This is a genomic window from Halorubrum sp. FL23 (assembly GCF_052439115.2).
In the GTDB taxonomy this organism is placed as follows: Archaea; Halobacteriota; Halobacteria; order Halobacteriales; family Haloferacaceae; genus Halorubrum; species Halorubrum persicum.
On record NZ_JBQVRO020000002.1, the window covers coordinates 129,982 to 147,690 of the forward strand.

Sequence of the window (17,709 nt, forward strand, 5' to 3'; positions counted from 1 at the left end):
GGGTTTAGCCGATCTGGTTTGTTCCTCGAACGGCAGCCTGAATCGGTCCAGAGGAGCTAATACGGTTGTTTCGTAACTATTACGCATGACTGAACACCAGCGCCCGTCGGCGTCGCGTCGGCGGCTGCTCGCCGGAGTCGGTGTGGGGCTCTCGCTCGCCGCCGCCGGCTGTCTCGGCGACGAGAGCGCGTCTATCACACCGATCTCGCTCGACGGGGAGCGCGCGTGCGACCAGTGCGGCATGATCATCGAGGACCACCCCGGCCCGGTCGGGCAGGTCCACTTCGAGGACGACGAGCCGGAGGGCGGGCGGCCGGGGCAGTTCTGCAGCAGCACCTGCACCTACACCTACCGGTTCGACGCCGAGGACGCGGGACGGACCCCGCTGGCGACGTTCCTCACCGACTACTCGCTCGTCGATCAGGAGGTGTTCAAGGAGGGGTCCGACACGATGTTCTCCTCGCACGTCGAGAGCGAGGCGTTCTCGCAGACGACCGAACTGACGGTCGTCGCGCGCAGCGAGGTCGTCGGCGCAATGGGGCCCGAGCTGATCCCGTTCAGCGACGACGACGACGTCGACGCGTTCGTCGACGAGTACGGCGGCGAACCGATGCCGGCCGAAGACGTCGAGCGCTCGACGCTCGAGGCGCTGTAAGGCCCGCCGCGAATCGCGAACGTCGTCCGTGGACTACTCCGCGGCGCCCCACTTCTCGACGCGCTTCGGCCGGTCGGAGACGGCCATCACGTCGAGGTCGTCGGCCTTGTGCTCGATGGCTTCGAGCGCCGCCTTCGCCGAGGCGTGCGTCGAGAAGTAGGTGATCTCCTCCTCCACCGCGACCTCGAGCAGCTCGCGCTGGCGCGAGACGATGAGGTCGATCTCGCCGCGCTTCGCGGCCTCGATCAGGTCCGTCGCCTCGCTCAGCTCGAAGTGCTCGGCGTACCCCGCGACGAGCGCCTCGCCGGCCTCGGTGTCCGGGTCTGGGAACTCGTCGGCGGAGAGGTCGACGACGGCGGTGCCGGACTCCGGGATCGGCTTGTTCGTCGCGTCCTGCGCCTTGTCGTACGCCTTGCCGAACGAGCGGGCCGTCCCCATCACTTCGCCGGTCGACTTCATCTCCGGGCCGAGCCGCGGGTCCGAGCCCGGCAGGCGGTCGAACGGGAGCACGACCTCCTTCACGCTGCGGTGCTCCGGGATCTGCTCGTCGGCGTCGAGGTCGGAGAGCGAGAGGTCGTCGGTCATCACCTTCGCCGCGAGCTTCGCGATGGGAACGCCCGTCGCCTTCGAGACGAACGGGACCGTCCGCGAGGAGCGCGGGTTCGCCTCCAGCACGTACACCTCGCTTTCGGCGTCGTCGCCGACGCCCGTCACCGCGAGCTGGACGTTGAGCAGGCCGACCGTGTCGAGCGCGCGGGCGATGTCCTCGGTGACCTCGCGGACCCGGCCGAGCGTCTCGTCGTCGAGCGAGCGCGGCGGAATCATGCAGGCGGAGTCGCCCGAGTGGACGCCCGCGCTCTCGACGTGTTCCATCACGCCGCCGAGCAGCACGTCCTCGCCGTCCGCCACGGCGTCGACGTCCAGTTCGACCGCGTCGTCGAGGAACTGGTCGACGAGGATCGGCTTGTCCGGCGAAACCCGGACCGCCTCCTCGATGTACTCTTCGAGCTCCGCGTCGCTCTCGACGACCCGCATCGCGCGTCCGCCGAGGACGTAGGAGGGTCGCACGAGCACCGGGTAGCCGATGTCGTGGGCCAGCTCGAGCGCTTCCGCCTCGCTCGTCGCGGTTCCGCCCTTCGGCTGCGCGACGCCCATCTCGTCCATCAGGACGTTGAAGCGGTCGCGGTCCTCGGCGAGGTCCATCGCCTCGACGCTCGTCCCCATGATCTCGCAGTCGAGCCCGCGGCGCCGGAGCTCGTCTTCCAGCGGTTCGCCGATGTTCACCGACGTCTGCCCGCCGAACTGGACCATCACGCCGTCGGCGCCGGTCGCCTCGGCCACGTCGGCGACCTCCTCGGCGGTGATCGGGTCGAAGAACAGCCCGTCGGAGGTGTCGTAGTCGGTCGACACCGTCTCGGGGTTGTTGTTGACGACGTGCGCCTCGATGCCGAGCTCGCGGAGGGCCTGGATCGCGTGAACCGAACAGTAGTCGAACTCCACGCCCTGCCCGATCCGGATCGGGCCGCCGCCCACGACGACCACGCTGTCGACGCTCTTGTCGACGACCAGCTCACCGGCCGCGGCGTCCCCCTTCAGCGGCCCGCGCTCGAACTCGGCCTGGCGCGCGGAGTAGTAGTACGGGGTCTCGGCGGCGAACTCGCCCGCGCAGGTGTCGACCTGCTTGTACGTCCGGCCGGGAACGTCGGCCTCCACGGCGTCGACGTCGGTCCCGCCGCCGGCGAGCGCCGCGATGTCGGCGTTCGTGTGTCCCGCGGTGGCCGCCTGCGCGAACTCGCCGTTCTGGGCGGTCTGCGCGGAGTCGCTGACGCGCTTGAACCGTTCGAGGTACCACGTCTTGATCCCGGTCAGCTCCTCGATGTCCGCGACGGTGTAGCCGCGGTCGAACGCCTCGAACATCGCGTACGGGCGGTCCGGCGAGGGGCGCTCGAGGTACTCGCTCTCCAAGGCGTCGTCGTCGACCGCCTCCCAGTCGACCGCCGGGTCGTACTCCGACGACCGGAGCGACTTCAGCAGGCTCTCCTCGAAGTTCCGGCCGATGGCCATCGCCTCGCCGGTGGACTTCATCGCGGTCCCGAGCTCGAAGTCCACGTCGTCGAACTTGTCGATGGGCCAGCGCGGCACCTTCGTCACCACGTAGTCGATGGCGGGCTCGAACGCGGCCGTCGTCTCCCCGGTGATCTCGTTGTCGATCTCGTGGAGCCGCTTGCCGAGCGCGACCTTCGCCGTCACGCGGGCGATCGGGTAGCCGGTCGCCTTCGAAGCCAGCGCGGAGGAGCGGGAGACGCGCGGGTTCACTTCCACCACGCGGTACTCGCCGCCGGGAGTGCCGTCGTCGTGCCACGCGAACTGGATGTTACAGCCGCCCTGAATGCCGAGGTCCCGAATCACTTCGAGCGCGGCGTCGCGCATCTCCTGATGCCCGTCGTCGGGGATCACCTGCGAGGGGGTGACGACCGTCGACTCGCCGGTGTGGATCCCCATCGGGTCGATGTTCTCCATGTTGCAGATGATGATACAGGAGTCGTCGGCGTCCCGCATCACCTCGTACTCCAGCTCGACCCAGCCCGCGATGGACTCGGTGATGAGCACCTCGCTGTTCCGCGAGAGCCGGAGGCCCTTGCGGACGCGCTCGACGAGCTCCTCGAACTCGTCGACGACGCCCGAGCCGGAGCCGCCGAGCGTGTACGTCGTCCGGGCGATAACGGGGAGCCCGCCGACCGCGTCGACCGCCCCCTGGACGCGCTCACGGAGCGCCGCCTCGTCGAAGTCGGTGACCGACTCGCCCTCGTCCAGCGAGATGGTGGTCGACTTCGGCACCGGCTGGCCCAGGTTCTCCATCCGCTGGCGGAACAGGTCCCGGTCCTCGGTCGCGTAGATGGTGTCGAGCGGCGTCCCCATGACCTCCACGTCGAACTCGTCCAGAATGCCCTCCTCGGCGAGCTCGGCGGTGACGTTGAGCCCGGTCTGGCCGCCCAGCCCCGCGATGACGCCGTCGGGCTCCTCGATCCGGATGACCTCCGAGATCGCCTCCGGCGTGATCGGCTCGATGTACACCCGGTCCGCGGTCTCCGGGTCGGTCATGATCGTCGCCGGATTCGAGTTCACCAGGACGACCCGCGCTCCCTCCTCTTGGAGGGCGCGGCACGCCTGCGCGCCGGAGTAGTCGAACTCGGCCGCCTGTCCGATCTGGATCGGTCCGCTACCGATGAGTAGTATGGTCCGGTCCTCGCTCATTACCGCGACCGAGTGCGCTCATCGTAATAAGGTCGGCGATAGAATACGAATCTCGCAGCGACTTTGCGATTTTCGCAAGGTAGTCCTGCCCATGGTGAGTGATACATCGTGACACGAACGCGGCCGATTTATCTGGGCGCCGGCCGCAGTACGCCGCGATGGAGTTCACCACGCCACCGGCGCTCGACGACGACCAGGCCCTCGCGGTCGTGGCGCCCTCCCGACCCGCCGACGCGACGCGGCTCCGCGTCGGCCGCGAGCGACTCGCCGCGCTCGGGGTCGAGACGCGCGTGCTCCCGACCGCGGACCCCGACCGCGACGAGCCGGCGTCACCCGCGGCGCGGGCGGCCGACATCGAGGAGGCGTTCGCCGATCCATCGATCGGCGCCGTCATGGCGTACACCGGCGGCGACGACCAGATACGGGTCTTGCGGCATCTGGACGGGGAAATCCTCGCCGCGAACCCGACCCGGTTCTTCGGCTACAGCGACAGCGACAACCTCCGGCTGTTCCTGTGGAATCGCGGGATCGTCAGCTATGGGCTCGGCGTCCACCCCGACCTCGTCTGTGACGCCGAGCTCAGTCCCTACACCGAGCGGTACCTCAGGCGCGCGCTGTTCGAGGAGTCGATCGGAGCGGTCGAACCGGCCCCGGAGTGGACCGACGAGTGGTTCGACTTCGAGACGCGGGAGCCGCGGACGTGGCGGGAAAACTCCGGGCCGACGACGTGGGTCGGTCCGGCCGCCGCCCCCGATGAACCGGTCGGCGGTCGGGTGTGGGGCGGCTCCTTCGCGATACTGAAGTGGCACCTCCAAACGGATCGATACCTCCCGGACCCCGAGCGACTCGACGGCGCCGTCCTCGCGCTGGAGACGTCCGAGGACGTCCCGCCGCCGCGCGAGGTCGGCTACACGCTCCGCGCGATGGGCGAGCGCGGGCTCCTGTCGCGGTTCGACGGCGTCCTCGTCGGTCGGCCGCGGACGAACGCCCCGCCGCTGGCGTGGGACCCGGACCCCGACGAGTACCCCGCGGAACTGAGGGGCGTCGTCACTCGCGAGCTCAGTCGGTACGCGCCGGACGCGGCCGCCGGCTTCGGCTACGACTTCGGCCACACCGACCCGTCGTTCCCGCTTCCCCTCGGCGCTGTCGCGACGCTCGACCCGGCTGACGGCGCCCTGCGGTTCGAGTCGGGGTGACCCCGCGTACCCCTCGAACGGCCCTCAAGTCTCCAGTCGGTACCGGTAGGGCCGGTCCGCGATGACCTCGACGTCGCCGCGTTCGGCCCACCGGCCAAGCACCGTGGCGACGCGGTGGGGACTGTCGATCTCCTCGCACTCGCCGGCGAGCGCGAGAATCTCCCGCGCCGTCAGCGGCTCCTCGGCCTCGGCGAGCACGCCGCGGATTCGGTCGTACCGGTCGTATTCACCGGTGCTCATACGTCTTACGTACGGTCCCCGGACATATAGGGTTCAGTGAGACAAGAGTCGGACATTCGTCTGACAGGAGCGCTCTGCGGCTCGTTCTCGGCGGTTTGAGCACCGATCGGCAGCCGGGTTCGACCGGCGCCGGGGGGCCGCGCTCAGGCGTACGGGTCCTCGGCCTCGAGGTCGCGCTCGGCGCGGTACTGCTCGACGAACTCGCTCACGTCGAACTCGACCATCTCCGCTTCGAACGCCGAGAGCGCCTCGTCGTCGTCGGCGTGGCTCACGGCGTGTTCCATCAGCTCGACGACGAGCTCGACGACGATCTCGTGGAGCCGGCGCGAGTCGAAGTCGGTCACCCACGCCATCGCGTACCCCACGTCGGCGTTCTCGCTGGCGTCGTACGCGACGACGGCCTCCGGGAACTCCTCTAACACGACGCCGAGGAGGTGGGGCGTGTCGAACTCCGGCATCTCCTCGCTCGTGGTCTCGATCGCCTCGCGGAGCACCTCGACGAGGAAGTCCGGGAGGAACCGCTCCGGAGGATGCACGTCCATCACGACCGCGTGCGTCTCGCCGCAGTCGCACTCGAACTCGCGCATCCCCAGGTCCAGCTCGCCGGCCGCGATCGTCTGTCCGCACGGCAGCTCCAGCGAGTTCTCGTCACCGCCGGGGACGCGCGGCTGGGACATACCCGTCGTTGGTCGCTGTCGGGGTTAAAAGACGCGGAACGAGACGGGGAGCGGGTCGCTGCGCGCGCGGGCCCGATCTACTGGAACCCGATCTTGCCGCCGGTGTCGCGGATCGCGTTGCCGCTGCCGCCCTTGAACTGCTGTTCGACCTCCTCGTAGTACGAGAGGATGTCGTCGGTGATCGTGGGGCGCACCGACTCCATCGCGCGCCGGAAGTGTTTCATCTCGACCTCCTCGGCGTCGTCGTCGTCGCGCAGCGCCTCGATGGCGGCCTCGCGGGCGATGCCCTCCAGGTCGGAGCCGACGTAGCCGTCCGTGATCTCGGCGATCTCGCGGAGGCTCACGTCGGGCGCGAGCGGCGTGTCCTGCGTGTGGATGTCGAGGATCTGCTCGCGGCCCTCCTGATCCGGCTGCCCGATCATCACGAGCCGGTCGAACCGGCCCGAGCGCAGCAGCGCGGGGTCGATCATGTCGGGGCGGTTGGTGGCGCCGATCACCATCACGTCGCCCATCTCCTCTAACCCGTCGAGCTCGGTGAGCAGCTGGTTGACGACGCGCTCGGAGACGTTGTTCCCCATCTCCTGGCCGCGCGACGGCGCGAGGCTGTCGAGCTCGTCGAAGAAGATGACGGTCGGGCTCACCTGCCGGGCCTTCCGGAAGGTCTGTCTGATCGCCTTCTCCGACTCGCCGACCCACTTCGAGAGCAGCTGCGGCCCCCTGACCGAGATGAAGTTCGCGTTCGTCTCGTTGGCGACCGCCTTCGCCATCAGCGTCTTCCCGGTGCCGGGTGGGCCGTACAGCAGCACGCCCTTCGGCGCGTCGACGCCCATCCGATCGAACTTCTCGGGCGAGGTGAGCGGCCACTCGACCGACTCCTGCACCTGCTCTTTGGCGCTGGAGAGCCCGCCCACGTCGTCCCACGAGATCTTCGGGAGCTCGACGAGCACCTCGCGCATCGCGGAGGGCTCCACCTCCGTCAGCGCCCCGGAGAAGTCGTCGCGCTTGACGATCATCCGGTCGATCAGGCTCGGCGGGACCTCCTCGTCGTCGAGGTCGATCTCGGGGAGGTAGCGCCGGAGCGCCTTCATCGCGGCCTCCTTGGTGAGGCTCTCGATGTCGGCGCCGACGAACCCGTAGGTCTCGTCCGCGAGGTGATCGAGGCTCACGTCGTCCGAGAGCGGCATCCCGCGGGTGTGGATCTGGAGGATCTCCTTGCGGCCCACCTCGTCGGGGACGCCGATCTCGATCTCGCGGTCGAACCGCCCGGGGCGGCGGAGCGCGGGGTCGACGCTGTCGACGCGGTTGGTCGCCCCGATGACGACCACCTGACCGCGGGTTTCGAGCCCGTCCATCATCGTCAGGAGCTGCGCGACGACGCGGCGCTCGACCTCGCCCGTCACGTCCTCGCGCTTGGGCGCGATCGAGTCGAGCTCGTCGATGAAGATGATGCTCGGGCTCTCCTCCTTCGCGTCCTCGAAGATCTCCCGGAGCTGCTGTTCGGACTCGCCGTAGTACTTCGAGATGATCTCCGGCCCGGCGATCGAGAAGAACGACGCCGAGGTCTCGTTGGCGACCGCCTTCGCGAGCAGGGTCTTCCCCGTGCCCGGCGGGCCGTGGAGCAGGACGCCCTGCGGCGGCTCGATCCCGAGCTTCGAGAAGATCTGCGGGTGTTTCATCGGCAGCTCGACCATCTCGCGGACGCGCTGGATCTCCGACTGGAGGCCGCCGATGTCCTCGTAGGTGATCCCGCCGCCCGTCTTCTCGAACCCGGAGATCGGCTCCTCGCGGAGCTCGACCTCGGTGTCCTCGGTGATCAGGCAGACGCCGTCGGGCTCGGTCTCGACCGCGATCAGCGGGATCGCCTGTCCGGGCGACCGCATGAACGGGTGGTTCGTTGACGACATCACGGGGACGATGTCGCGCTCGACGACCGGCCGCTTGAGGATCTGGCGTTTCACCATGCCGGCGGCGTCGGAGCCGAACTGGACCGACGCCTCCTCGGGCGGGGCCAACACGAGCTTGTCGGCCTTCTCGGCCTCCGCCTTCCGTATCGTCACGCGCTCGCCGATGCCCACGTCCGCGTTCTGGCGGGTGAACCCGTCGACGCGGACGGTGTCGGTGTTCCAGTCCTGGCGGTCCGCGCGCCAGACCTTCGCGGCGGTGGTCTCCGCGCCCTCGATCTCGATGATGTCGCCGGGCGAGAGCTTGAGGTGCAACAGCGTGTCGGGGTCGAGTCGGGCGATGCCGCGCCCCGAGTCGTTCGGGTACGCCTTCGCCACTTCGAGTTGGACTTCGTTCATGGTTCCTCGCGGGGGTTATCCGTAACTGCACCCGGTTCGGGAATAAGCCTGTTGCCCCTGTCGACGCCGCCGGTTCCCCCGAGCGATGCGGGGGGCCCGGCGATCTGTGCCATCATATAGCATGGTATGACACCCGTATTTAAAACGCCGTCGCATGGGCGGGTTTTCGCCGTCTTCGCCGAGCGCGCCGGGGCGCCGGGTTTCTGCCTCAGGCGATCTTCATCATCCGCGTCTCGAACTTGCCGACGCGGACGCGCACCCACCCCGCGAGCTCGGCGTCGAGGTCGGGGTCGTCGGTGTCGACCCGGAGCGCCCGCACGTCGTCGAGCTTCGTCCGCGAGGCGACGATCCGCAGGTCACACCGACGGATCACCGCCGGCGACAGCTGCGGGTTCCCGCGACCGAAGACGAACCCCTGCCCGCCGATCGGCGAGACGACGATCACGTTCTCCTCGCCCAGCGCGTCGAGAATCTCCGCCTCGGTCCCGTCCCGGACGAGGACCTCGCCGTCGCGCCACACGTCGACGCCGATCGGCGACGGCTCGAAGCCCAGTTCCTCCTTGATCGCGCCGACGGTCGACCCCGGACCGAGCACGTAGGTGACACTCGCTCCGTCGCTGGCGCGGATGTCGTCCGCGACCCCCTCCGCCAGCGACTCGACGGTCCCGCTTGCGGTCTGTTTCGACGACTGGAGGTCGTCGGCGACCGGGACGCGCGCGACCGCGCGGAGCTCCGGGTGGACCTCCCCCTCGCGGTAGGCGTCCTCGTCGATGTCCATCACTTCGCGGCGCTCGGTGCGGGAGAAGGAGGCCGCGACCTCGGCGGCGTCCTCGGGCGAGACGGCGAACACGGACGAGTACACCTTCACGCCGGCGGGGACGCCGAGCATCGGGACCGCGGATCCGGTCCGTTCCAACGCCGTCGCCACGTCGGTCGCCGTGCCGTCGCCGCCGACGAACAGGACCAGGTCCACGGGCTCTGGAGCGTCCGCGGGCGCTGGTTCGCCCGTGGAGTCTGACCCGGCGCCGCCGACGAACCCCTCGACGACGCGCGCGGTGTGTTCGGCCGTCGTCTCCGTGGCGTCGGGCGCCGCGCCGTCGAACGGGTCGATCACGCGGACCGGCTCGAAGCCGGCGTCGCGGACCAGCCGCTCACCCATGGGGTCGGCGGCGGTCGTGACGCGCCCCGCGGACGCGATCGCCGCGAGCCGATCCAGCGCCCGACGCGCGCGGTCGGGGGCGCGGGGTTCCGCGCCGCGGGCGACCGCCTCCGCCACCTTCCCGTCGGTGCCCTTGAGCCCGACGCGACCGCCCATCCCGGCGACCGGGTTCACCACGAATCCGACGTGCATGTCCGGACGTTCGGCGGCGAGCCCTTAAGCGGGCCGCGTCTCGCCGCGGGACAATCAATACTTAAGATGCCCCCAGAACAAGCGCGAACCATGATCCTGGAAGCCGCCCCAGTCGAGCCGCTCCCGATCGACGCGACCGCCACCGCCGTGCTCGTCGCGAGCCTCGTCGTCACCGCGATGTGGCTCGCGTACCTCTACCGCTAGATCCCCGCGTTCTGGGCTCAGTTCTCCGCGTCGACCAACACGGAGCGCTCCCGCACCCACTCGGCGGCGCGCTCGGCCTCGTCGGCGGTCGTCGCCGTGATCTTCACGCGGACGCTCTCGCCGGGATACGATCCGACGCTCACGTCGAACGCCTCCTGTAGCTCCGTGAACCGCTCTAACAGCGCGCTCTCCGGCTCGTCGACGTCGACGACGACGGTGTGGGTCCGGGTCCCCTCGAACTCCTCGGCGACCGACTCGAACATCGCCTTCATCTCGGTCGGGACGCCCGGCAGGACGTACACCGACTCGACGACCGCGCCGGGCGCGACCCCCGCCTCGTTGGAGAGGGGCCGGCAGCCGGTCGGAAGGTGGGTCGTTTCGGCGACGAGGTCGTCCGCGCTGTACCCCTGTTCCGCGAGCCAGTCGGCGGCCTGGTCGTTGGCGGCGAGGTCGCGTCCGAAGGCGGCCGCGACCGCCTCCATCGTCACGTCGTCGTGTGTCGGTCCGAGCCCGCCGGTGACGAGCACGGCGTCGTACTCGGCGTGGTACTCGTTGACGACGCGCGCGATCTCGCCGACCTCGTCGGGGACGACCGTCACCCGACGGACCGTCACGCCGCGGTCGGCGAGCCGGCCGCAGAGCCACGTCGCGTTCGTGTTCTCGGTATCGCCGACGAGGAGCTCGTCCCCGACGGTGACGATTGCGGCGTCCATACCCGCACAAGGCGTCGCGCACTGAAAAAGGGCGTCAGTCGACGGGGCGGCCCCCGCCGGCGGTCGGCTTACTCCTCGTCGTCCTCGTTCACGCCCAACCCCATCTGCCGGCGTCGCTCGCGGAGCGTCTCCAGCTGTCGCCGGAAGTACGCGGTCCCGACGATCGCGGCGATCGCGGCGATCACGAGGATCACCCCGAAGACGAGCAGGTCGGTCTCCCGGTACGACTGGACCACGACCGACCCGCTCGTGACGGAGTCCCACGTGATCCGGTCGCGGCCGTCGACCGTCTCGATCTCGTGGGCGCGCGGCGACACGTGCCCGACGATCGGCATATCGGTGCTGAACCCGGGCGGCAGCGTCACCGCGTACGACCCCTCGACGTAGGTGAGCGTGGAGAACCGGCGGGGCGACCCCGTCGCCGAGAGGGCCATCCGTCCGCCCTCCATCTCCTCGCCGAACCGGACCCACGTCTCGTCGGGGGTGCGCTCGATCTCGCCGCCGCGAGCGCGGAACTCGGTCCCGTTGACCACCTCGCCGTCGGCGTACTGGTACCGGAACGCCTCGAACTCGAACGGCTGGTCGCCCGCGTACGGGGTCTGCCGATAGAACCGGATCTCGTCGACGCCGGAGACGTTGTACACGACGGTGTACTGCGTCCCCGTCGACAGGTTGATCGCCGCGTCGCGGTCGGTCTGGAAGTCGTACGCGTGGGGCGGCTCGGCGTCGAGCGTCTCGTTCGCGACGTCGCCGCCGTCGTTGACGTAAGTGAGACAGCCGGCGCTGACGGCCAACAGCGCGACGACCGCGATCGCGAGGGCGAAACGTCGGTTCACGGGTCAGACGACGCAGCGCATCTCGGCCGGGAGGTACGAGCCGATCGCGGCCAACAGCCCCGGCGGGTCGGTGTTCTCGGTGCAGACGACGCTCTGCTCCAAGAGCCCCAGCCGCTCGACCGTGACGATGTCCTGCGCGTGGCCCGCGCGGTTCACGGTCGCGCGGACCTCGCCCCGCGTCGCCGAGTTGACGTTGAGGCGGCCGTCGCCGCGCTGCCAGTCGTACAGGCGGTCGCGCTCGGCGTCGGCCAGCCGACTCGGCTCGGAGTCGGGGTCGCCAACGTCGCCGCCGTAGACGAACCGCACGGGGAGGTGTTGGACCAGCCCGAAGCGTTCGACGACCTGTTCGGGCGACCCCCGCCCGAGACCGATCTCGTCGGCGGGGATCCGTACGTCGACGCCGGCGTCGACGACGAACCCGTCGTCGTCCCACGATTCGAGGGTGCCGACGTACTCCTCACCGGCCGTCAGTCCCTCGTCGTGGGCGACGATCTCGCCCCACGTCTCCGCGAGGACGTTTCGGGCGACCGCGGCGTCCTCGCCGCTCACGTCCGCCTGCACGAAGTCGTCGTCGCGGACGCCGACGTGCCAGTCGACGTCGAGCTCGCCGATGTCGTTGGCGACCAGCGAGTGCATGCCGTCGAGCGCTCGGTCGCGGGCGTCGCCCTCGACGTAGCACTTTGTTGCGAGGACGACCATCAGCCCGTCACGTCCGCGTTGAGTTCGTCACGAAGCTCCTCGACGCGCTGACCCATCGCCTCGCGGAGCCGGTCGTTGTCCATCGACTCCAGCGGGGAGCCGCACTCCGGACACTCGAAGCCGAAGTCCATCGCCTCGCCGAACTCGAAGCGGATCGAACACACCTCACAGAGGTAGAACTCGTGGGTGCGCTCGTACTCCTCGCGCTCCTCTAAGGCGTCGAGCAGGCGGTACATCTCCTCCTCGAGGTTCTCCGGGATGTTGTCGTAGTGGAACGTCCAGAGGTACGTGAGCCACCCCGAGTCCTCGTCGCGCACCCGGCGGTAGGTGGCGAGGTCGTTCTCGTACAGGATGAACAGCGCGCGTCGGACGTCGTTGAGCTCCAGTCCGAGCTCCTCCGCCAGCTCCTCGTCGGTGACCTCGCCGTCGGGCGGCGCGGCCGCGACCGGCATCCCCGTCGGCCCCACCAGCTCGTGGAGGTACTTCTGGATGACGGGGTCGTTCAGTAGATCCTCAAAAGCCATTACGTGGATCTGATGGAGGAACCGGGTTAAAAGCTCCGAAAGGTGCGGTCACCGGGGTCCGCGATCGCCTCCGTGGAAACCGGATTGCGCTATCGCCTCCGGCAAAGCTTTACCCCGCGTGTGACACGACACGGTCGTATGACAGCGACCGGTGATACGGGGGACGAGTCCGACTCACCGGCGGGGTCGTCGGGATCCGACGAGCCGGCCGCCCCGAACGCCCCGGACGAGACCGGCTCCCGGCCGCCGAAAACGCGGATCCGTCGGGCCGTCGGCGCGCTCGCGCTCCTCTCGGTTCCCGTCCTTCTCGCCGCGGTCCCGCTGGTTCCCGTCGCCGCCCTCCTCGGGCCCGCCGGGCTCAACGTCGCGGGTCCGGGGGCGGTCGGGGGGCTCCTCGCCGCCGTCGTCGTCGGCCTCGGGGGCTCCGAGCTCTGCGGTCCGATCGTCGTGGACCGCCGGATCGCGCGGCTCCCCGAGTCCGAGCTCGACGACCGCCCCGCCGACTTCGTCGCAGACCGCGTCGCGACCCTGGCAGGCGAGGTGGGCGTCGACGCCCCCGACGTGACGGTCGTCCGCGCCGACGCCGCCAACGTCGCCGTCGCCGACGGGTATCGCGGGGCGCGGCTCGTCGTCTCGACGCGGCTGCTCTCGCTGCCGAAAGCCGACCGCGACGCCGCCCTCCGCCACGCGCTCGTCCGACTCCGGACCCGAGAGGCGCTCGTCGCGACCGCGCTGCTCCCGGCGCTCGGAGCCGTCGAGACGATGGCCCTCCTCGCGACCCTGCTCGTCGGGCGGCGCGGCGAACGGACCGCGGCGGACCGCCGGGTCAACCGGATCCACGGGTACGAGCCGGAGCGAGAGCGGATCCCGTCGTGGGCGTACGCGATCGCGGGGGTCGCGCTCTGGATCCTCCTCCTGCCGGCGTGGATTCCGGCCGCCGTCGGCGACCGCCTCTACGTCGCGGGCGGGCGCCGGGACGCCGACGGCGCGGTCGCGCGGGCCGGGGCGCCCCAGCGCGACGGGCTCGGCAACGCGGTCGCGTTCGCCAGCGACGCCGCCGGCGCCGCCGACTGGCCGCCGCTCCTCGATCGCCTCTCCCTCGTCTCGATGGCGGACGCCGAGACGGGCCGCGTGCGGGGAACGAGCCGGCAGGAGGCGCGGGTGCGTCTCGCGCGGCTCCGGTCGAAACGGACGCTGTAGCCCGGGGTCGGCGACGCGCACGGTCAGGGATGCGCCGGGACGGTCATCCGGAGAAGCGTTCCGTTCCCCTCGGACGACTCCACCCAGAACTCCCCGCCCGCCTTGTTCACGACCCAGTACATCAGCCAGATCCCGAGCCGGTCCGCGTGCTTCAGCGAGGTCTCGCCCCGGTCGAGGACGTGCGTCTCGTGTTCCGGGATGCCCGGTCCGTCGTCTTCGATCTCGATCTCGATCCACTCCTCGTCGCGGCGCTCGACGCGTATCCAGACGGTCGGGTTCGGGCCGTCGTTGTGCTTGACCGCGTTCTCCACGGCCTCCTCGATGGCCGTCTGGAGCCCCACCACGCTCACGGAGAGGGAGTCGTCGTCGGGGAGCGAGAGCTCGAACGTCGCGTCCGGGTACTGGTCGGCCATCTGGCTGAGTAGCTCGGAGAACCGGTCGCGCAGATCGACCTCCGCCTCGCCCAGTTCGGATCCCGAGAACGTGTGTTCGATCTTCCGCACCGCCTCCGCGATCCCCATCAGGTCGTCGGTCGTCTCCCTGATCACCTCGAGCGACTTCTGTCGCTGTTCCTCGTCGGGGTCGCCCCGCAACAGATCCGTGTACCCCTCGATGAGGTTCATCTTGTTCCGGAGGTTGTGGTTGAGCACCCGGCTCATCACCTCCAGCCGTCGCTCCCGGATCTTCCGGTCCGTGATGTCCATTTGGAAGCCGACGAACCGGGTCACGTCACCGTCCTCGTCGTGGATCGGCGCGACGATGAGCCGGTTCCAGAACTTCTGGCCGTTCGCGCGGTAGTTCAGGATGTCGGTGGAGATCGGGCGCTCGTCGTCGATCGCCTCGTGGATCGCCGCCGTCGTCGCGGGGCTCGTCTCCTCGCCCTGCAGGAATCGGCAGTCCTTCCCGAGCATCTCCGGGCCGTAGCCGGTGAGCCGCTCAAACTCCTCGTTGACGTAGGTCAGCGGGTTGTTCTCCTCCCCCGGATTCGCGAGGGTAATGCCCATGGGCGCCTCGTCCATCGCCTGCTCCTTCTTCCGGAGCTCCTCGATGGCGGCCGACAGCCGCTGTTCGCGGTTGGCGAGTTGGAGGGTCGTGTACCGTCGCTCGATGAGATTCCCGATCCGGGTTCGGAGCGCCCGCCTGCGCACCGGGAGCTCGATGATGTCGTCGACGCGGTCCCACGCGGCCTCCGTCGTTTCCCGGGCGGTGTCGCCGCTCGCCAAGAGCACGAACGGAAGAAACGCGGGCGACGCGCGCTCTCGTCGCGCTTCGATCGCTTCGGCGACCCGCACGAACGTCTCGGTGTCGAAGATACAGCAGTCGAACGCCGACTCGACCGCCGACGGCTCGACCCCCGTCTCGATCTGATAGCGTTCGCCGAGCGCATCGGCCACCAGGTCGCGGTCGCGCCCCGGTTGCATGAACAGCAGGATCCGGACCTCCTCGTCCGGTTCCAGCGGTTCGCCGGAGGGGGCGCCGGTGGCGGTCCCCACAGGGCCAGGGGGCATGTCTCTTAGAGGGACGCCACGCGACCACTAAGAGGTATCCATTGAACGCCTTCCTACCCATTAACTACCCTCCGTCCGGAGTGGGCCGTATGTCAACGCCACTCGCCGAGCGCGCCTCGACCGGTATCGCGGGGCTCGACGAGGTGCTGTCGGGGGGCCTCGTTCCGGAGCGGAGCTACATGGTCCGCGGGCAGGCCGGGAGCGGAAAGACGATGTTGGGCTTTCACTACCTTCAGCAGGGGATCGACGAGGGGGAGACGGCGCTCTTCATCAACCTCGAAGAGGACATCCGCGACCTGAAGGAGAACGCCGCGGCGCTCGGCTTCGACACCGACGCGATCGAGTTCCTGGACCTGAGTCCGAGCGTGGACGTGTTCGTCGACGACGACTCGTACGAGGTGTTCGAGGCCGCCGAGGTCGAGCGGGAGCCGCTGACCGAGAAGATCGTCGACGGCGTGACCGCGGTCGATCCCGACCGCGTCGTCGTCGACCCGTTGACGCAGCTCCGCTTCCTGTTGTCCGACGACTACCAGTTCCGAAAGCAGGTGGTCGGGTTCATGCGGTTCCTGAAAGACCAGGAGGTGACGGTGCTGTTCACCGTCCAGAACACCGCGTCGCTGCCGACGGACGACCTCGAGTTCATCACCGACGGGACGATCCAGCTCGACGCGGCGGAGTACGGCAAGACGGTCCGCGTTCCGAAGTTCCGCGGGTCGTCGACGCAGAGCGGCGACCACGCCTACCGGATCACGGACGCGGGGATCGAGGTGTACCCCGCGCTCCAGCCCGGGACGCGGGACGGGACCCTCGAGTTCGAGCAGATATCGTCGGGGATCCCGGAGGTCGACGAGCTGCTTCACGGCGGGATCGAACGCGGCACCGTCACCATCGTGAGCGGACCGACCGGGGTCGGAAAGACGACCCTCAGCACGCAGTTCATGAAGGAGGCCGCGGGGCGGGGAGAGCGCTCGGTCATCTACCTGTTCGAGGAGAACAGGGAGACGTTCCTCGCCCGGTCGCGGGCGGTCAACATCCCCGTCGACGAGATGCTGGCGAAGGGAACGCTTCAGGTGACGGAGGTGGAGGCGTTAGAGCGGTCGCCACAGGAGTTCGCCCGCATGGTCCGCGACGAGGTCGAGGAGGAGGGGGCCGACATCGTCATGATCGACGGCATCTCCGGGTACCGGTTGACGCTGCGCGGCGATGAGGAGCAGATGCTCCAGCAGATGCACGCGCTCGGTCGGTACCTCAAGAACGCGGGCGTCACCGGCATCTTCGTCGACGAGACGCGGAACGTGACGGGGGAGTTCCACGCGACGATGGAGAACATCAGCTACCTCGCCGACAACATCGTCTTCCTCCGGCACCTCGAGGTCGGCGGCGAGCTCCGCAAGGCGATCGGGGTGTTGAAAAAGCGAACGAGCGACTTCGAGCGGACGATCCGCGAGTTCCGAATCACGAAACACGGGATCACCGTCGGCGAGCCGATGTCGCGGCTCCGCGGTATCCTGAGCGGCACGCCGGAGATCGTCGATCGAGAGCCGGAGCGGGAGCCGGAGCGGGAACCGGGGCGGCGGTCGAGGCGGCGCGACGCCGACGAGTGAGAGGCGGTTAGTCGCGGTCCGCGGTCGTCGGACCGCCGTCCCCGGGTTCCGAGCCGTCGTCTCCGGCGTCGACCACCGTCTTCCCGGTCGCTTCCGGCATCACCCGACGGTCGGCGTCCTCCCACTCGCGGTCGAGCTCCGCGCCCTCGAACAGCCGGTCGAGGAAGACCGCGAGCCCGGCGACCTCGGAGTGCGGCTGATTCGTCACGCCCACGTTGAAGTCGGCGCGCTCGTACAGCTCCCACGGCACCTTCTCGCCGCCCACCACGACGAGGAGGTCGCCGCCGCCGGCGACGGCCTCGCGAACGTCCCCCTCCACGTCCTGGACGCGCTCGCCGTACATCGTGAGGTGCGCGACCGTCCCCTCCCAGTTCCGAACGATCGCCGTCTGGTCGTCGCGCAGTTCGACCCCGAACGGGCCGCCGAACCGGTCGGTGATGTCTCGCACCGTCTCCGCCGACTGCCCGGCGTTGTCGGGAAACACCACCCGGTCGGCACCGAGCGCCCGGGCCGTGAGCCCGACGTGCGTCGTCATGCGGTCGTCGCGTCCGGGACGGTGGCCGTACCGGAGGACGACGACCTCGCGCGCATCGTTCATGGTCGGTCGTGCGCCCGCGAACGGCGTGGTCCTTTCGATGCGACCGCGGCGCCCGAGAGGCGACGCCGACCCGAGACGAGCGCGACCGTACTCGCGGACGTTCTACAACACAACCGTGGATCGTTTTTGCTGAAACGCGATCGAGGTGA

15 protein-coding genes are annotated in these 17,709 nt (G+C 69.4%); 4 read left to right on the plus strand and 11 right to left on the minus strand.

Annotation, left to right across the window (positions count from 1 at the left end):
- The first annotated feature begins 85 nt into the window (after positions 1–85).
- A complete protein-coding gene (locus ACT4MF_RS02735) occupies positions 86–655 on the plus strand; it encodes a nitrous oxide reductase accessory protein NosL (RefSeq protein ID WP_099256434.1) in 570 nt (189 codons plus the stop codon).
- Positions 656–688: 33 nt separating this feature from the next.
- Here the strand turns inward: ACT4MF_RS02735 and carB are convergent, their stop codons facing one another.
- Entirely contained in the window at positions 689–3,910 is a 3,222-nt protein-coding gene (gene carB, locus ACT4MF_RS02740) for a carbamoyl-phosphate synthase large subunit (protein WP_444681669.1), read from the minus strand.
- Positions 3,911–4,068: 158 nt separating this feature from the next.
- Between carB and ACT4MF_RS02745 the strand changes: the two genes are divergently transcribed.
- Positions 4,069–5,106, plus strand: coding sequence for a S66 family peptidase (locus tag ACT4MF_RS02745; RefSeq protein WP_444681670.1), 1,038 nt, complete (start codon positions 4,069–4,071; stop codon positions 5,104–5,106).
- Between the two features lie 24 nt (positions 5,107–5,130).
- On the opposite strand, the gene ACT4MF_RS02750 is transcribed toward ACT4MF_RS02745, so the two are convergent.
- The 8 genes from ACT4MF_RS02750 to ACT4MF_RS02785 all read right to left on the minus strand — a co-directional run bounded on the left by ACT4MF_RS02750 (position 5,131) and on the right by ACT4MF_RS02785 (position 12,650).
- Positions 5,131–5,346 carry a hypothetical protein gene (locus ACT4MF_RS02750; RefSeq protein ID WP_444681671.1) on the minus strand — a complete coding sequence of 72 codons (216 nt, stop codon included), beginning with the start codon at positions 5,344–5,346 and terminating at the stop codon, positions 5,131–5,133.
- 143 nt (positions 5,347–5,489) lie between these two features.
- Positions 5,490–6,023 carry a DUF5815 family protein gene (locus ACT4MF_RS02755; RefSeq protein WP_099256438.1) on the minus strand — a complete coding sequence of 178 codons (534 nt, stop codon included), beginning with the start codon at positions 6,021–6,023 and terminating at the stop codon, positions 5,490–5,492.
- Positions 6,024–6,100: 77 nt separating this feature from the next.
- Positions 6,101–8,323 (minus strand): CDC48 family AAA ATPase, encoded by a 2,223-nt coding sequence (locus ACT4MF_RS02760; RefSeq protein WP_444681672.1) that lies wholly within the window; start codon positions 8,321–8,323, stop codon positions 6,101–6,103.
- 208 nt (positions 8,324–8,531) lie between these two features.
- A complete protein-coding gene (locus ACT4MF_RS02765; protein WP_444681673.1) occupies positions 8,532–9,674 on the minus strand; it encodes an ATP-NAD kinase family protein in 1,143 nt (380 codons plus the stop codon).
- Positions 9,675–9,895: 221 nt separating this feature from the next.
- Entirely contained in the window at positions 9,896–10,591 is a 696-nt protein-coding gene (locus ACT4MF_RS02770; protein WP_099256441.1) for a competence/damage-inducible protein A, read from the minus strand.
- A gap of 68 nt (positions 10,592–10,659) precedes the next feature.
- Entirely contained in the window at positions 10,660–11,427 is a 768-nt protein-coding gene (locus ACT4MF_RS02775) for a DUF5803 family protein (protein WP_444681674.1), read from the minus strand.
- A gap of 3 nt (positions 11,428–11,430) precedes the next feature.
- Positions 11,431–12,126 carry a DUF2110 family protein gene (locus ACT4MF_RS02780; protein ID WP_444681675.1) on the minus strand — a complete coding sequence of 232 codons (696 nt, stop codon included), beginning with the start codon at positions 12,124–12,126 and terminating at the stop codon, positions 11,431–11,433.
- On the minus strand, positions 12,126–12,650 hold the full coding sequence (locus tag ACT4MF_RS02785; protein ID WP_095637752.1) for a transcription factor: 525 nt from the start codon (positions 12,648–12,650) through the stop codon (positions 12,126–12,128). The genes ACT4MF_RS02780 and ACT4MF_RS02785 overlap by 1 nt, the downstream gene beginning before the upstream one ends.
- Before the next feature lie 138 nt (positions 12,651–12,788).
- Here ACT4MF_RS02785 and ACT4MF_RS02790 point away from each other — a divergent pair, with 138 nt between their 5' ends.
- Positions 12,789–13,850, plus strand: a complete 1,062-nt coding sequence (locus ACT4MF_RS02790) for a hypothetical protein (protein WP_444681676.1) — start codon at positions 12,789–12,791, stop codon at positions 13,848–13,850.
- Between the two features lie 23 nt (positions 13,851–13,873).
- Here ACT4MF_RS02790 and ACT4MF_RS02795 read toward each other — a convergent pair whose 3' ends face one another.
- Positions 13,874–15,358, minus strand: a complete 1,485-nt coding sequence (locus ACT4MF_RS02795; RefSeq protein WP_444681677.1) for a PAS domain-containing protein — start codon at positions 15,356–15,358, stop codon at positions 13,874–13,876.
- Between the two features lie 89 nt (positions 15,359–15,447).
- Between ACT4MF_RS02795 and ACT4MF_RS02800 the strand changes: the two genes are divergently transcribed.
- Positions 15,448–16,962, plus strand: a complete 1,515-nt coding sequence (locus ACT4MF_RS02800; protein WP_444681678.1) for an ATPase domain-containing protein — start codon at positions 15,448–15,450, stop codon at positions 16,960–16,962.
- Between the two features lie 7 nt (positions 16,963–16,969).
- Here ACT4MF_RS02800 and ACT4MF_RS02805 read toward each other — a convergent pair whose 3' ends face one another.
- Positions 16,970–17,560: a tRNA (cytidine(56)-2'-O)-methyltransferase gene (locus ACT4MF_RS02805; RefSeq protein WP_099256446.1), complete on the minus strand. Its 591-nt coding sequence runs from the start codon at positions 17,558–17,560 to the stop codon at positions 16,970–16,972.
- Between the last annotated feature and the right edge of the window lie 149 nt (positions 17,561–17,709).

Excerpts from the sequence above, each read along its gene's own strand:
- ACT4MF_RS02805 (WP_099256446.1), bottom strand. The coding sequence starts at position 17,560 with ATGAACGATGCGCGCGAGGTCGTCGTCCTCCGGTACGGCCACCGTCCC.
- carB (WP_444681669.1), bottom strand. The coding sequence starts at position 3,910 with ATGAGCGAGGACCGGACCATACTACTCATCGGTAGCGGACCGATCCAG.
- ACT4MF_RS02760 (WP_444681672.1), bottom strand. The coding sequence starts at position 8,323 with ATGAACGAAGTCCAACTCGAAGTGGCGAAGGCGTACCCGAACGACTCG.
- ACT4MF_RS02790 (WP_444681676.1), top strand. The coding sequence starts at position 12,789 with ATGACAGCGACCGGTGATACGGGGGACGAGTCCGACTCACCGGCGGGG.
- ACT4MF_RS02765 (WP_444681673.1), bottom strand. The coding sequence starts at position 9,674 with ATGCACGTCGGATTCGTGGTGAACCCGGTCGCCGGGATGGGCGGTCGC.
- ACT4MF_RS02755 (WP_099256438.1), bottom strand. The coding sequence starts at position 6,023 with ATGTCCCAGCCGCGCGTCCCCGGCGGTGACGAGAACTCGCTGGAGCTG.
- ACT4MF_RS02795 (WP_444681677.1), bottom strand. The coding sequence starts at position 15,358 with ATGCCCCCTGGCCCTGTGGGGACCGCCACCGGCGCCCCCTCCGGCGAA.
- ACT4MF_RS02735 (WP_099256434.1), top strand. The coding sequence starts at position 86 with ATGACTGAACACCAGCGCCCGTCGGCGTCGCGTCGGCGGCTGCTCGCC.
- ACT4MF_RS02745 (WP_444681670.1), top strand. The coding sequence starts at position 4,069 with ATGGAGTTCACCACGCCACCGGCGCTCGACGACGACCAGGCCCTCGCG.
- ACT4MF_RS02770 (WP_099256441.1), bottom strand. The coding sequence starts at position 10,591 with ATGGACGCCGCAATCGTCACCGTCGGGGACGAGCTCCTCGTCGGCGAT.
- ACT4MF_RS02780 (WP_444681675.1), bottom strand. The coding sequence starts at position 12,126 with ATGGTCGTCCTCGCAACAAAGTGCTACGTCGAGGGCGACGCCCGCGAC.
- ACT4MF_RS02750 (WP_444681671.1), bottom strand. The coding sequence starts at position 5,346 with ATGAGCACCGGTGAATACGACCGGTACGACCGAATCCGCGGCGTGCTC.
- ACT4MF_RS02785 (WP_095637752.1), bottom strand. The coding sequence starts at position 12,650 with ATGGCTTTTGAGGATCTACTGAACGACCCCGTCATCCAGAAGTACCTC.
- ACT4MF_RS02800 (WP_444681678.1), top strand. The coding sequence starts at position 15,448 with ATGTCAACGCCACTCGCCGAGCGCGCCTCGACCGGTATCGCGGGGCTC.